This window comes from Myxococcales bacterium, from assembly GCA_016720545.1.
Classification (GTDB): domain Bacteria; phylum Myxococcota_A; class Polyangia; order Polyangiales; family Polyangiaceae; genus JAAFHV01.
The window spans coordinates 425,322-439,235 of record JADKKK010000035.1 but is presented as its reverse complement, the minus strand read 5'-3'; the positions used below and the strand labels follow the sequence as shown (position 1 = coordinate 439,235).

The 13,914-nt window shown below is 70.7% G+C and carries 9 protein-coding genes and 5 pseudogenes; 5 read left to right on the top strand and 9 right to left on the bottom strand.

Annotation, left to right across the window (positions count from 1 at the left end; genetic code table 11):
• Positions 1 to 620: 620 nt before the first annotated feature.
• The gene (locus IPQ09_30450) at positions 621 to 1,388 is read right to left on the bottom strand and encodes an ASPIC/UnbV domain-containing protein (GenBank protein ID MBL0198464.1); all 768 of its coding nucleotides are present in this window, start codon (positions 1,386 to 1,388) and stop codon (positions 621 to 623) included.
• Positions 1,389 to 1,670: 282 nt separating this feature from the next.
• Between IPQ09_30450 and IPQ09_30445 the strand changes: the two genes are divergently transcribed.
• Both IPQ09_30445 and IPQ09_30440 read left to right on the top strand, forming a co-directional pair.
• Complete coding sequence (locus IPQ09_30445; GenBank protein MBL0198463.1) at positions 1,671 to 1,955, top strand: hypothetical protein; 285 nt, start codon at positions 1,671 to 1,673, stop codon at positions 1,953 to 1,955.
• Positions 1,877 to 2,278, top strand: a pseudogene (locus IPQ09_30440) (DUF4337 family protein). Before IPQ09_30445 ends, IPQ09_30440 begins: the two are co-directional and overlap by 79 nt.
• Before the next feature lie 591 nt (positions 2,279 to 2,869).
• Here the strand turns inward: IPQ09_30440 and IPQ09_30435 are convergent.
• The 7 genes and pseudogenes from IPQ09_30435 to IPQ09_30405 all read right to left on the bottom strand — a co-directional run bounded on the left by IPQ09_30435 (position 2,870) and on the right by IPQ09_30405 (position 9,015).
• Positions 2,870 to 4,119: pseudogene (locus IPQ09_30435) on the bottom strand (DEAD/DEAH box helicase).
• A gap of 484 nt (positions 4,120 to 4,603) precedes the next feature.
• A complete protein-coding gene (locus tag IPQ09_30430) occupies positions 4,604 to 4,768 on the bottom strand; it encodes a YtxH domain-containing protein (protein MBL0198462.1) in 165 nt (54 codons plus the stop codon).
• A 555-nt stretch (positions 4,769 to 5,323) separates the two neighbouring features.
• The gene (locus tag IPQ09_30425; GenBank protein MBL0198461.1) at positions 5,324 to 5,569 is read right to left on the bottom strand and encodes a hypothetical protein; all 246 of its coding nucleotides are present in this window, start codon (positions 5,567 to 5,569) and stop codon (positions 5,324 to 5,326) included.
• Between the two features lie 479 nt (positions 5,570 to 6,048).
• Positions 6,049 to 6,521 (bottom strand): annotated as a pseudogene (gene rplQ, locus IPQ09_30420) (50S ribosomal protein L17).
• A gap of 37 nt (positions 6,522 to 6,558) precedes the next feature.
• Positions 6,559 to 7,532, bottom strand: a pseudogene (locus tag IPQ09_30415) (DNA-directed RNA polymerase subunit alpha).
• Positions 7,533 to 7,764: 232 nt separating this feature from the next.
• Positions 7,765 to 8,393, bottom strand: a pseudogene (gene rpsD, locus IPQ09_30410) (30S ribosomal protein S4).
• Between the two features lie 220 nt (positions 8,394 to 8,613).
• Complete coding sequence (locus tag IPQ09_30405; GenBank protein MBL0198460.1) at positions 8,614 to 9,015, bottom strand: MarR family transcriptional regulator; 402 nt, start codon at positions 9,013 to 9,015, stop codon at positions 8,614 to 8,616.
• Between the two features lie 684 nt (positions 9,016 to 9,699).
• On the opposite strand from IPQ09_30405, the gene IPQ09_30400 reads away from it, so the two are divergent.
• Entirely contained in the window at positions 9,700 to 10,449 is a 750-nt protein-coding gene (locus IPQ09_30400; protein MBL0198459.1) for a hypothetical protein, read from the top strand.
• 186 nt (positions 10,450 to 10,635) lie between these two features.
• Here the strand turns inward: IPQ09_30400 and IPQ09_30395 are convergent, their stop codons facing one another.
• Complete coding sequence (locus IPQ09_30395) at positions 10,636 to 11,892, bottom strand: hypothetical protein (protein ID MBL0198458.1); 1,257 nt, start codon at positions 11,890 to 11,892, stop codon at positions 10,636 to 10,638.
• A gap of 199 nt (positions 11,893 to 12,091) precedes the next feature.
• On the opposite strand from IPQ09_30395, the gene IPQ09_30390 reads away from it, so the two are divergent.
• Together IPQ09_30390 and IPQ09_30385 are read left to right on the top strand one after the other, a co-directional pair.
• Positions 12,092 to 12,877 (top strand): serine/threonine protein kinase, encoded by a 786-nt coding sequence (locus IPQ09_30390; GenBank protein ID MBL0198457.1) that lies wholly within the window; start codon positions 12,092 to 12,094, stop codon positions 12,875 to 12,877.
• Entirely contained in the window at positions 12,838 to 13,851 is a 1,014-nt protein-coding gene (locus IPQ09_30385; GenBank protein MBL0198456.1) for a hypothetical protein, read from the top strand. Before IPQ09_30390 ends, IPQ09_30385 begins: the two co-directional genes overlap by 40 nt.
• Positions 13,852 to 13,914: the final 63 nt, after the last annotated feature.

Below are 13,914 nucleotides of genomic sequence, written 5' to 3'. Positions count from 1 at the left end.
GCCGTCGAGCCCGACGCCACGAAGCACGCCGGCTGGATCGCCGCTCTCGGCGGCGCTGCTCGCGGCGAAGCCACGGCTGCGCCTGTTCGCCCGCTCGATCCTGTATCGCACGCTGGGGGGTTGCTGCGCACGCCGGCGCGCGAACTCCTCCCGCGTGCGTGTCCCCGCGGCGATCGCGCCGCTGCTCCCGCTCGGGCTCGACCTTTCGCGAACCGCGAGGCGGCCGCGGTGCGAGCGGCCGGCCATCGGGGCAACCGGTTTCCTGCTCGGCGTGGCGCTCTTCCGCGCGATCCTCGACGGCCCGCAGGGCACGATCGTCGCGCGCCACGCGATGCGTGACGTGCGGAGGCTACGACCACCACGATCGTTTTCGCGTTCACCTCGAGATCCTGAGATGTTGACCCGCGTCGCCGAGGCCGCGCGACGAGCCTGCCATCGAGCCCGCCTTCGCTGCTCGCGGGCGAACGCCGGACCTACAACGCCAATCAGATCTTCGCGATCCGGCGTGGCGCAGGACTGATCCTCACCGGCGCGATGCGCATGCACCCCGACGACGCGAAGCGCCTCGGGCCTCTATCGACGGCGGTCGCGCGGGTTGTACCCGGCGTCGGGAGAGACCCTTAGCTGACGGTCGAGCACGACACGGCGCTCCGTACCGGCATGCAGGACGCTGCCGCACGGGTACGGGATGTGCTACTGTAGCGGCGAGCCCCAGGGACCGCAGCTGAACCGCCTGACGGCGAGCGAGCACTGCGATCCGCTCGCGCGCACTCCGTACCACAAGCACGTCCCGGTGCAGATTCGACCGGCGTGACGCCGGACCGTCGGGCTGCCCGCGCCGACGGCACGCTCCGGGCCGCTTGACGCTGCGCGCTACCGATGTACTTCCACGACGCCGTGTCGGTGGCGCGGGAGTTTGGTCCACACGGGCTGGTCGAGCTCTCGGAGATCGACGGGCCGTCGGGGGCGGAGGCTCGCTCCCGTTCGTGCAGGTGATCTGCAAGAAGGGCTGACTTTCGCGGAGGTCGCTGCGCCGGGTCTTCGTCGAATCGATGTTGGGGCCAGCACCGAGACCCTCGGACGATCAGCGCCACCTTCCCGGAGCCCTGGACGACGGTAAACCGGGAGTCGCCGCTCGCCCCCGCGATGGTCTCTGGAGCGGCGCTCCCCCAGCGCACGGTGAGCGACTCGATCGTCGTGTTGGGCCCGAGCCCGAAGTGGACCCACCGCGTCGACTGGTGCCGCGCCTCCGCCTTCACCTCGCGGATCTGTGTGACGCCTCCGGCGCGGAGCGTGACGCGCGCGCCGATCGCTTCGTGGTTCGCCGTGGTGCCGACGAGCCGCAGGAACACCCAGTGGTTCTTGTTCCCCACGCGGTTCTCGAACACCGTGATGCGCTTGTCCGAGCAGTCGCCGGGACGACGAGATCGAGGTCCCCGTCTTCGTCCACGTCGGACCACACGGCGCCTTGGGACTGATGGCGCGCGATGCGGGCCTCGTACGTCACGTCGGTGAAGTGGCCAGTCCCGTCGTTCCGGTAGAGCTTCGAGTAGTGGCTCGGGTAGGTCGGGGGTGACGATGAGATCGAGATCCATGTCGTCCCTCCAGGCGTCCACGCGAAGGCGCGCGTTTTTCTTCTTACCCTCCACTCGAGCGGTTACAAAAGGGGCATGAGCGAAGCTACGGAGAGCGCCAAAGAGGAGACCGCCAAGGACGCCACCCAAGACGAGGCCAGGGCCGCGCCGCCCGTGGACCCGGACAACGACCCCGTGAAGAAGCGGTACGAGATGACGTTCGGCTTCGTCATCGCCCTCTTCGCCGCGGTCTTGGCGTTGAACGAGCTCGCGGCGGGCCAACACGGCGACGACGAGCTCCAGCTGAACACCGAAAGACGAGCGCGTACCTCTGGTACCAGTCGAAGGTATCAAATCGACGCTCGTGGAGGGCCAGCGTGATCTGCTCCGTGCGCTCGTCGAGGGAGGCGCGGTCGGCAGGGACAAGGCGCCCGTTCTGCAGAAGCAGGCCGCGGCGCTCGACCAGCGGATCGCTCGCTACGAGAAAGAGAAGGACGAGATCCTTCGTGGCTCGGAGGCGGTCGGCAAGGACAACTGGCGGCAGGAGGTCGACGGCGAGCCAGGTGCGGTCGTCGGCGTCAAGTCGATCGAGGAAGCTCGAGCGGCTCGGCCGCGCGGGCGATCGCTTCGACCTCGCGACCCTCTTCCTACAACTGGGCCTCGTCCTCGGCGCGATCGGTATCCTGATGTCACAGAGAAGATGAAGAGGCTCTTCCTCGGAGGCCTCGCCGCCATGGGCATCGCGGGGACGGTCTGCTCTTCGCTGGCCCTTCATATGGCGGGACTGTTCTAGAGCGCGCTCTCTCGGCGAAGAGTCGGCCGTGCCTCACTCAAGGTCGCGGGCGTCGAGCTCGAGGTCGGGTGAATCACCTCCACTGCAGACGCACGCAACGAACGCATGGGCGTTGGGGCGTTTGGGGTCCATCGCCTTCGACCCCTGCACTCTGCCCGTCCGGTAGCCCCGCTCGACGCAGGTGTCGTTGCAGCTGGACTTCCGGCCCTGGTCGCCCGCGGCGACCGCGGCGAACCATCCCGCAGGCACCGAATGGCATCAGGAGAAACGCGATCGCCATCACGACCTGCGCGAATCCCCCCTGGCGACCCGAGGAGATCTCGCCGACCACGCCAAACTGTCGACTCTTCGCGAATCCGCCGTGCGCGACCAAGAGGGCGAAGAACGTCACGAACCCGACGACGAAGAGCCCGGCCCCGGCGATCATGAGCAAGATCATGGGGTCGAGTGTGTCAGCGGCCCCGGCCCGAGGCGAGCGGAACCGGGCCAGCGAGGCGATCCTTCAGGGCTTTCGGAGCGCCGCCTCACGGAGCTTGTCCTTCTTGCTCTTGCGCTTTCCCTTCACCCCTCCGTGCGGGTCGAGCACAGGCGTCGCGATCTCGACGGCCTCGAAGCCGGCGAGGCTCTCGCGCGCAGGGCGAGCCGGTGGCGCTTCTCGATCGAGCGAAAATGCGCTTCGGAGTCCGCGGTAACGAAGCTCACCGCCACCCCGGGCTCTCCCGCGCGCGCGGTCCGCCCGATGCGGTGGACGTACTCGACCGCCGATCGCGGAGGTCGTAGTTCACGACCGCGGGGAGCGCGACGACGTCGAGCCCGCGCCCCGCGAGGTCGGTCGCGACGAGGACCTGCACGCGATGCTCTGAAGTCCTCGAGCGCATTGGTGCGTGATCCCTGAGAAACATCCCGTGGAGCGGGCGGCGGTCACGCTCGCGCGCCGGAGCTTCTCGGCGACGTGGTCGGCCGCGTGCCGACTCGCCACGAAGACGAGGACCTGCGCCCACCCGTGGGTCTCGAGGAGGTGGCGCAGGAGCGCCGTGCGCGCCTGTGTCCACGGCGATGGCGCGCTGCACGACCGTCGCGTCGGGGCCGGAGAGTCCGGCGCCCGCGTCGATCCGACGCGCACCGGCTCGCGCAAGAGGTCCGCCGCGAGCGCGCGCACCGTCGCCGGAAACGTCGCGGAGAAGAGAGCAGGCGCTGCCTCGGCCCGAGGCGCGCGAGGACGCGAGAGAGCTCGTCGGCGAAGCCGAGAGAGAGGAGACGGTCGGCCTCGTCGAGCACGAGGACCTCGACCCCGGCGAGATGGAGCGCGTTGGCCGACACGAGATCGAGCAGGCGGCCGGGTGTGGCGATGACGATGTCGGCCCCGCCGCGGAGGGCGAGCATCTGGGGATTCTTCGAGACTCCCCCACGAGCACGCATGTCTTCGGGCGCGCTGCCAGGTGGCGTCCGCAGGTATCGAACGCCTCGCCAATCTGCGCGGCGAGCTCGCGCGTGGGCGCGCGATCACGAGCGCGCGCGGCGGGTCCTCGGCCCGCGCGGCGACCGGCTGCGCGAAGAAGCGCTCGAGGAGGGGAGGACGAACGAGGCGGTCTTCCCAGACCCCGTCCGCGCCGACACCCAGACGTCGCGACCGCTCAAGATCGCGGGGATCGCCTCGAGCTGGACGGGGGATGGAGACACGTACGAGAGGTCGCCGACCGCGCGCAGCAGGGGCTCGCTGAGACCCAAGGAAGCGAAACCCTCACCAGCCATTCGCGGACCGCCCCTCGTGTGGAGGTGCTCAGCGAGAGACCGGCACCTGGGCGAGCACCTTGCACGAAAACCGGACATCTGGCCGCGCAAACGTCGCCTACGACCGCTCCGGCGCGCGTCGCGTCACTTTCTGGGCGCCTTGATGCCTGCCAGCAGGTTTCGCGGAATGACCGGCCCGCCCCGCGCGAGCTGGGCTTGGTCGGGTGTGATGCGGGCGCCCGCCTTGCTGAGGGCCACGCCCACAGTTGCACCCTTGGTTGGAGATGCAGCTGCAGCGCGTCGAGGACTACGTCCCGAGCTGGCCGTGAGGTCCCGGGTAGCGACCACCGTCCAACCGGCGTCGTAAACGGCCGGCTCGCATGCGAGTTTCAGCGCCGCGCCCCCGCTCGCTCCGGGGCGGCGCGACGGAGGTCCTCGCGGTGCGCGGGCTCGTGCCGCGCTCCAACGTGAGGGCGCGTGCTCCTCGTGGTCACTCCGACGTGGCTCAGCGGACTCCGCCCGACATCAGATACCCCATCACGGCGCCGTAGACCGTGGAGACGTACGGGTTGGCCGTAATGAGGCAGGCGCCCGACCGACAGCCGACGAGGCGGTGGTAGGCGAAGCCGAGGAGAGCGCCTCCGAGGATGTAGAGTGCAAGTTTCAACATGGTCCAGTCGCCCACGCGGGGCTCCTCCGTCTGACGGCCGGCGCTGGCCCGCTCACCGGTACGAGCCAGCGGCGCCGCGGAGGGTTCGCTCCCCTCCGCGACCGCCACGCTGCGGGCGCCGCGTCCCAGCTGGGATCGGCGCTGCCGCGACCCTTCGGAGCGGGCACCTTCGTCGACTCGGGGTTCGAGAAACCCCGCCTCCTCGATACCTCAGGGGCGCCGCAGCGACACCGTGACGCCGCACGTCGCGTCGCGCGGGAGCGCCGTCGCGGAGTGGACCGCTACGACGAGCTCGTCCTCGGGCCCGACCACGAGGCGCGCGCCGTGCATCGCGAACCGCTCGCGCGGCGGTACGCTGCCCACCACCCACGCGGGGCGCGTCGGACGGCCCCGCCATGACCAGGATGTCCCCGGGGCACGCGGCGCTCGTCACGAGGTCGGAGACGACGAGCGGCCCGATGCCAAGGCGGAGGCACGTGGAGCCCGCGTGCGCCTGCGACGTCTTGCCGAGCGGCGCGCACGCGTAGGCGCGCGGGTGCCCTGCGAGGATGGCCGTCACGGTCTTGGTGCGCGTCGTCGGGTCGCGCCGCCGCGCGGCTCGCCTTTGTTGGCGTCGGCCTTGGCCTCCGGCTTGGCGTCGGGATTCGGCGCCGCCGGGCCCGCGCCGCCGCCCCCGCTCGTGTCGAGGATCGTCGCGACCTCTTCGAGCTGTGCCTTGAAGGAGCCGAGCCCCGGTGCGTCCGCGGCGGTGCGGAGGAGCCCGGCGAGCTTCCGCACGCGCGCGGCGTCGTTGTCGACCACGACGCGCTGGATACGCCCGTGCCCCCGCGCGGTCGCCCTCTACGTACGGTGAGCACTCTCGGTGAGCTCGTCGCAGCGCTGGTCCGGCGTCGATGCACTTGTCCGCGAGGGGACTCTTGAGCACGAGGGAGCCGCCGCCGCAGCCAGCGACGAGCGCGGCGACGACGAGGCTCGAGGCTGCCGCGAGGGAGTGAGCGGTTCGCATTCTTGGCCGAGCGTACTCGAACCGAGGATGAACGGCCTGGGTTCGTACCAAATCAACCTGAAGGGCACCGGCACGAACATGTACTTCCTCACGCGTCTCGGCGGACGGCACGCGCCTCGAGCTCGACGAGTGCACCTCCGAAGGTGAGCCTCGCGCGCATGCCGTAGCGCGCGCGCGAGTCGCGAGTCGCGGGCTTGGACACAAAAAGCGAGCGGCAGCCCCCGGAAGAGACCTGCCTCTCGCGACGCGACCGGCCCTCGGGCCGGCCCCGGATTCAGGCCGTGGCCTCGGCCTCGTCGGCGGGCTTGTCGCCCACGAACTCGATGATCGACATAGGGCGTTGTCGCCGCGGCGGGGACCGAACTTCACGATACGCGTGTAGCCGCCGGGGCGGCTCTTGGCAGCTTCGCGAGGTCGAGGAGGATCTTCTCCACGAGGTCGACCTTCTTGGTCTCGCCGCCGGCCTCGGTGCGCGTGCCGAAGCGGGATGTACGCCCCGATGAGGCGCTCCACGTGCAGGCGGCGCGCCTTGTCGGCGTCGGAGCTGGGCCTGGGGCGTGAACGCCACGTCGCCGAGGCGCATGGCCTTGGTGATGAGGCGCTCGGCCACGCGGCGAAGCTTTTGGCCTTCGCGTCGGTGGTCTCGATGCGGTCGTGAAGCACGAGGTTCGCGGTGAGGTTGCGAAACATCGCGCGGCGGTGGCTTGTGTTGCGGCCGAACTTCCGGCCGAGGTTTCCGTGACGCATGGGAAAAAGTCCTGTCTAGGTGACTTGAAAAAAGGGCTCAGGCCTGCGCCTGCTGCGCCTTCCAGCGCTCGAGGAGCTGGGGCCAGTTGTCGATCTTCATGCCGAGCGAAAGCCCCATGTTCTGGAGGATCTCTTTGATCTCCTTCAGCGACTTGCGGCCGAAGTTCTTGGTCTTGAGCATGTCCTGCTCCGTGCGCTGCACCAGCTCGCCGATGAGCGTGATGTTCGCGTTCTGCAGGCAGTTCGCCGACCGAACCGAGAGCTCGGAGCTCGTCGACCGAGCGGAAGAGGTTCTCGTTCAGCGGGGCGTCTTCCGACTCGCCGCCGACGTAGCTGGCCTCTTCGGTCTCCTCGAAGTTGATGAAGATGCTGAGCTGCTCCTTCAGGATCTTCGCGGCGTACGCGACCGCGTCTTGCGGCTTGACGCTGCCGTTGGTCCACACCTCGAGGGTGAGCTTGTCGTAGTCGGTCACCTGCCCGACGCGGGCGTTCGTGACCGTGTAGTTGACCTTGCGGACCGGCGAGAAAAGCGCGTCGATTGGGATCGTGCCGATGCTCATCGTCGGGGTCTTGTTCTTGTCGGCCGGCACGTAGCCGCGGCCCACGTTCACCGTGAGCTCGAGCTGGATCGGGCCCTTCTTGTCGAGCGTGGCGACCAGGTGGTCGGGGTTCAGCACCGAGAGGCCCTCGGTGACCTGGAGGTCCTTCGCGTAGACGGGGCCCGGGCCCTCCTTTGTCGATGCGGACCTGGTACGACTTGGCGGTCGCGGACTTGAGCACGACCTCCTTCAGGTTGAGGATGATGTCGGTCACGTCCTCCACCACGTCGCTCACCGTGGTGAACTCGTGGAGGGCGCCCTCGACCTTGACGGCCGTGATGGCGGTGCCCTGGAGCGAGGAGAGCAGGATGCGGCGCAGCGAGTTGCCGAGCGTGATGCCGTAGCCGCGCTCGAGGGGCTCGCAGGTGAACTTGCCGTAGAACTCCGTCAGGGTCTCGGCCTCGATGTGGATGCCCCGCGGCGAATGAGGTCCCGCCAGTTGCGCGTCACGATGTTCGTCATGGTCTGCTCTCCTCTTATGCGCGTTCTGCGCGACGCGCGCGGCTCTCTTGGTTCACGCGGTGGTCGAAGAGCGCCAAGGAACCCGCTCCCGGGTCGCTCTCGCCACCTGCCCGTGTCGCCCCCGAGCCAAAGGGGGCTCTCGTCGCCGCCGCGAGCCGTAGGCCCGCGGGCACCCTAAGGGGTTATCGCGAGTAGTACTCGACGATGAGCTGCTCTTTGATGGCCGGCTCGTTCAGCTCTTCGCGAACGGGGAAGGCCTTGAACACCGCGGAGAAGTTCGCCTTGTCGAGCTCGATCCACGACAGCATGGGGCGCTTCTCTACGGCGGCGAGCGACGCGACGATGTTGTTGATCTTGCGGCTCGACTCGCGAACCTCGACCTTGTCGCCGGCCTTCAGCACGTACGAGGGGATGTTCACCCGCTTGCCGTTGATGAGGAAGTGGTTGTGCTTGACGAGCTGGCGCGCCTCCGAGCGGGTGAACGCGAAGCCCATGCGATGCACGGCGTTGTCGAGGCGGCTCTCGAGGAGGCCGAGCATCTCTTCGCCCGTGCTGCCCTTGCGGCGCGTGGCGGCGAAGTAGTACTTGCGGAACTGCTTCTCGACGAGGCCGTACATCTTGCGCACCTTCTGCTTCTCGCGGAGGCGGACGGCGTACTCGGAGAGCTTGATGCGGGCCTGGCCGTGCTGGCCGGGCGGGTAGGGCGGCGGGTCTGCGCGCACTTCTCGGTGTAGCAGCGCTCACCCTTGAGGAACAGCTTGAGCCCCTCACGGCGGCAGATTCGGCAAACGGGACCAGTGTAACGAGCCATCTTTTCGCTTCGACCTTTCGAGACCGCGGCCCTCCCGAGGGGAAGAGCGCGCAGGTGAAACCGGTTTACGCGCGGAAAAGCCGTGGTTTCGGCCGTTCACGCCCTTCATCCCGGGCTAGCCTCTCCTTGAGGCGGGACGCGCTATTTAGCGTGGTGCGGGCGAAACGCAAGGGTCTTTGGCGGGGGCGTCGAGCCCTGGGGTCCTCTGGTCGGCGGGTGCCTACCGCGGAGCCCGCGCGCGCGCGTCGCCCTCGGGGAGGCCCGTCGGGGGCTCGCGCCGCAGGGAGGCGTCGACCTTGCGCAGCGTGGCGATGAGGAGCGCGAGCTCGCCGGGCGCGAGCGCTTCGAACCACGTCGCCGTCTGCTCGTGGTCTCCAGGGTCGCGTCGCGCCCAGTGCCGCGCGCTCTTCTTGGTCGCCACGAGGCGTCGGACGCGCTTGTCGCGCGGGTCACCCTCGATGCGGACGAACCCCTTGCGCTCGAGGGCGAGCGCGACCTGCTTCACGTTCTGGTGGGTGGTCGACAGGGCGGCGGCCACCTCGCTCACCGAGGGCGCGCCCGCGCCAATCACTGTGAGCACGGCGGCCTGCTGCGTGGTGATGGGCGCGAGGAGCCGATCCATGCGCGCGCGGAGGCGCGCCGACACCGTGAACAGCAGGCGAAACGCCGCGACGGCCTCGCTCCCGCCGGGATCGAGCGCGCCCGCGCGGATCTCCGGAGCCCTTGTCTGTGGACATAGGTAATATATTATCTATCCGCTCCCGCCAGAGCAAGGAGGGGTGGATGATCGTTCTGTTCCCGCACTGCGGCTTCTTGTCCGAGACCTCACGCATGCTCGCCATCGCGCGGGCGCTAGTGGCGCAGGGGGCGTCCGTCACGCTCGCGGCGCGCGGCGGGCCGTACCGGCGCTTCCTCGAGGAGTCGGGCCTGCCCCTCGTCGACCTCGAGCCGCGCCTCGACCCTCCCGGGTCGAGCGCTTCCTCGCGGCGCTCCTCTCCATGGGCCAGCCCGACGCGACGCCGATGCTCTCGGTGCCCGAGATCCGCGCCGCGGTCGAGAGCGAGGTCGCGCTCCTCCGCGACGTGGGCGCGCGCGCCGCGGTCATCGGCTTCACGCTCACCGCGATCCTGTCGAGCCGGGTGGCCGGGGTCCCCCTCGTGACGTCGCACGGGGGCTCGTTCGTCCCCCCGGTGTTCGAGCGCCGCCTCGCGCCCGTCCCGGTCACGCCGCCGCCCGGCGCCGAGAAGGCCCCGCGGCCCTCCTCCGCTTCGCGGCCAACGTCGCGCCCGCGTGGGTGCGCGCGCCGGTGCGCGAGCTCAACACCGTGGCGCGGGAGCTCGGCGTGGAGGGCGTGCCGAGCCTCGCCGCGCTCATGCTGGGCGATCTCACGCTGGTCACCGACCTGCCGGAGGTGCTCGGCGTCCCGCGCGCCGAGCTCGAGGCGTGGCGCCCGTGGACCGGCATCTTCTACCGTCGGTCTACGCGCCTCCGGTACGTGGGGCCGCTCTTCGCCGAGCTCGATCTCCCCGTGCCGGCCGAGGTGGAGGACTTCCTCGACGACCCCTCGCCGAAGGTCTACGTGTCGCTCAGCTCGAGCAGCGCGGCGCACGTCCGCGCCGTCGTGGCGCGAGTGCGCGAGGCGGGCGCGCGGGTGCTGGTGACGCGGACGGTCCACGACCTCGACGACCTCGCGTCGGACGGCGTGCTCGTCACCGACGTGCTCCCCAATCACCTCGTCATGCCCCGCGTCGACGTGGCGGTCACGATGGGCGGCCAGGGCACAGTGCAGACCGCGATGGCGTCCGGCACGCCGCTCGTGGGGTTCCCCTTGCAGCCCGAGCAGGACCTCAACGTGGCGCTCGCCGAGCGGCTCGGCATGGCGCTACGCATCGCGCCGCGGGAGGGCGGCACGGAGCGCACCACGGCGGCGGTGCGCTCCGTCCTCGCCGAGCTCCCGCGGTACCGCGCGGCGGCGCGGCGCGCGCAGGAGCTCTACCGCGGCAAGGACGGCCCCGCCGCGTGCGCGCGAGCGATCCTCGAGCGCGCCAGCGCGTAACGCTCCGGGCGCCGCGATCGCGACCTCGACGTGACCGAGGTCGCGGTGCCGTGGAGGCTGCTCACGCGGGCCGGTCACGACGTGGCCTTCGCGACCGAGCGCGGCGGCGCCCCGCCCGCCTGCGATCCGCTCCTGCTCACAGGCGTGATCTTCGGGCAGCCTGGTGAGGTCGCGGTGTCCGCTGCCTCAGCCGTTCGCTCCGACCGGGCGCGGCGCCACCTCGCGAGACGTGGCCTCGCGGAGGGCCTGGAGGCACGGCGCGACGATCTGCGCCCGTACGACGGGGTCTCCGCACGACGCGTCGGAGAGCGCGTCGAGGCAGGCAGGATCGCGCTCCGCGGCCCACGCGACAATGGCCCACGCGAGCGCCGCGTGCCGCTCTTCGTCCTCCGCGATCGTGAGCAGCGCGCGACGCTCTTCGTGATCGTGGGCGGCCGCCGATCGCTCGCGCGCGGCGAGCGCGGCGAGGGTCTCCCCGATGCACCCATCGACGAACGTCTCTCGCGCGAGCGCGCGCAAATCGAGAGAGACCAGCGGACCGGAGACGAGCGGGCCCGGCCCCCTCCGGAGCCCCGAGAGGCGCTCGGCGATCGTGAAACAAAGCTCTGCGTGCGCGATCTCGTCGCGGGCGGCCTCGTGCGTCCGCCGGAGCAGATCCGGAGGAGCGCCGTGCGCCAGCAGATCCAACGACAGCTTCGCGAACGAGGCGATCGAGGCGTGCTCGAGCAGGCCCGCCCGCCACCATTCTTCCGCCCTGGCCTCGTCGGGGGCCGGGGCACGCGTCGGTTCGTCGGAGCTCCACGCGCTTGGCTCGCGCGAGAGCTCCGCGACGACGGCCTCGCCGCCCGACGGACGGTACGGGCGGCCCTCGCCCGGGTGGATGCACCGCGCGTGGGCGTCGTAGCAGCACGCGAGCGGGTGTCTTCGCCGCTGGGTCTGCGTGATGGCTCGCATCAGCTCGCCCTCGCACTGGAGGTCCGGAGCCTCGTATCGCAGCCCGCGGCCACACGGGATCGTGTGGGTGAGGGGACATTTCGCGAGCTCCTTCGCCCCGTCTACGCAGAGCGCCTGCTCGGTGGGGCACCAGCTCTCGGGGTTCTTACGGCGCGGAAACGTGACGTACCAAGCGGGCGCCGCGACGAGCGTGGACGCGGGCGCCGAGGCGTCCGGGCGCGGAGGGGCTCCGGCATCGGGGAGGGAGGGCTCCCCGGTCGCCGATCCGGCGTTCGCCGATCCGGCGTCCGTCGCCCCGGTCGGCTCGCCGCCCGTCGCCCCCGCCTCCGTCGACGCGTCGTCCGTCCCGGTGCGGGGCGCGACCGTGGGGGCCGCGACCGTGGGGGGCGCCTGGGGCTGCGGCGAGGTGGCCGGTGGCACGTCGTTGCAGCCGGCCGCGGAGAGGCCCATGGCGGCGAGGAAGTGCGCGCGGAGGCGGACGAGAGGCATCGGACGGCTCCTCATGGCGGTGACGGTCGCGAGCGGTGCGCGCGCGCGTGTGGCCTCTTACGACGATACACCTCAACCGGAGCGGCGCTTGGCCATGTCTCGTCAACGCCGCGCAGCTCCTCGCGTTTCTCCCGCCGTCCCAGGGGGCCGGGGTGGTAGCCTGAGGCCGGAGACTCGCGAGGCGCGTCCCCCACCGACCATGAGCGCACCGTCACCTTTTGCTCCGGGGACCGCGATCGGCCCGTACACGCTCACGTCGCGCCTCGGCGGAGGCGGCATGGGCGAGGTCCACGCGGCGAGGTCCGCGCGCGGCGCCGCCGTCGCGGTGAAGCTCATCACGGGGGCAGGTATCCGGGACGCCGAGACCGTCGCCCGCTTCAGGCGAGAGGGGGAGGTCCTCCAGGCCCTGTCGCACCCGGCGATCGTGCCCGTGTACGAGGTCGGCGTGGACGCCACCTCGAAGACGCCGTTCCTCGCGATGGAGCAGATCGACGGGGAAGACCTGGAGCGCCTCGTCGAACGCGAGGGGCCTCTCCCCGTTACGCTGGCCGTCGCGATAGGCCTCGATCTCTGTGGAGCCGTCGCGCACGCCCACGCGCGCGGCATCCTCCACCGCGACATCAAGCCTGCGAACGTGCTCGTGCCCCGAACGCGGGCCCGCGGGTACGCCATCCTCTGCGACTTCGGGCTCTCCAAGCGGCTGGGGGCGGGCCCCGGCGAGGTCATCACGGCGTCGGAAGCCATCCTCGGCACCGCGCTCTACATGGCGCCCGAGCAGACCGTCGACGCGCAGCGCGCCAGCGAGAAGTCCGACGTGTGGAGCCTCGCGATGACGCTCTACGTGGCGCTGTCGGGGCGCTCTCCGTTCGAGGGCTCGTCGGTTTCCAGCTGCTCAACGCGACCGCGACCGTGGCGGTGCCCGACGTTCGCACCGTGGTGCCCCACGTGCCGGCCGACGTCGCGGCGGCGCTGCGGTCCTCGCTAGTCATCGACCCGCAGCAGCGCTCCTCGCTCGCGGAGCTCCGCCGCGCGCTCCGCCAGACCGAGAGCGCCGGGCAGGTGATCCCAAAGGCGCCGCTCTCGGTGCCCGAGAGTGTACATTCGCGCCCGCTGCGGGCGGCGGCCGGCGCGGTCCGGACAGGCCCGCCCGGCCTGCTCGACGCCGTGGTCCTCCCGCGCGGCACCTACACGCTCATGACGAGCGAAGGCCCCTTCAGCTATTCGGGTGTCGACGACCAAGGCCGCGTCGTTCACGTCGAGCGAATCGCCGGGGCGTACGCCGAGGCCGGCGCGCGAGCGCTCCTTGAGCGTGAGGTGGCCGCGTTCTCGGAGCTGCCCACCGAGAGCACCGTCGCGCTGGTCGACTTCGGCGAGCTCGAGGGCGACGCGTACGTCGTGTGCGACGCGCCGGATGGGCGTGACCTCGTCCGCGAGATTGAGGCGGCCGGGCCCATCCCCTACGCGAACGCGCTCCAGCTCTTCGCCGAGTCGGCGCTTGCCCTCGACCAGCTCCACACCCGCGGCCTCTGCCACGGACACCTCACCCCGTCCTCACTGCACGTGCGCGTGCTGCCGCCAAACCGACGCTTGCTCGTGCTTCACGATCTCGGGCTCGGCGAGCGAGCGCGTGCCCACCTGACGGCGCTCGAAAAGAACCGGCGCCCGCCCAGCCGCGATCCACGCCTCGACGTGCTTCACTTCGTCACCGCCCTCCACTTCGCGATCGTGGGCCAGCTCCCGTTTGGCGTCCCGCTGCCGGCCCCCCAGACCGGGTCGAACACGCAGAACGCTCCGAACGCCAGCGCCGTGAGGCCGGACGCGGCGACGTTCATGGCGCCAGAGCCCCAGGTACGCCGCGCGCTCGAGGCGCTCTTGAAGCACGCGATGCAGGGCTTTTTGTCGAGCTTTCGTGTCGTCGGCGACGAGCTCTCCGCGATGCGCCGCGACGCGGGCGAGTGAGCCGCGTTCCACGCCCGGGGACCTCCCGAGCGAGGGCGCGCGGCCTCGCGTCAGAAGCAGGTT

What these genes read in the sequence shown, in the direction of transcription:
- IPQ09_30445 (MBL0198463.1), top strand. Translation starts at nt 1,671, where the DNA reads ATGAGCGAAGCTACGGAGAGCGCCAAAGAGGAGACCGCCAAGGACGCC.
- IPQ09_30430 (MBL0198462.1), bottom strand. Translation starts at nt 4,768, where the DNA reads ATGTTGAAACTTGCACTCTACATCCTCGGAGGCGCTCTCCTCGGCTTC.
- IPQ09_30405 (MBL0198460.1), bottom strand. Translation starts at nt 9,015, where the DNA reads ATGGATCGGCTCCTCGCGCCCATCACCACGCAGCAGGCCGCCGTGCTC.
- IPQ09_30395 (MBL0198458.1), bottom strand. Translation starts at nt 11,892, where the DNA reads ATGCCTCTCGTCCGCCTCCGCGCGCACTTCCTCGCCGCCATGGGCCTC.
- IPQ09_30390 (MBL0198457.1), top strand. Translation starts at nt 12,092, where the DNA reads ATGAGCGCACCGTCACCTTTTGCTCCGGGGACCGCGATCGGCCCGTAC.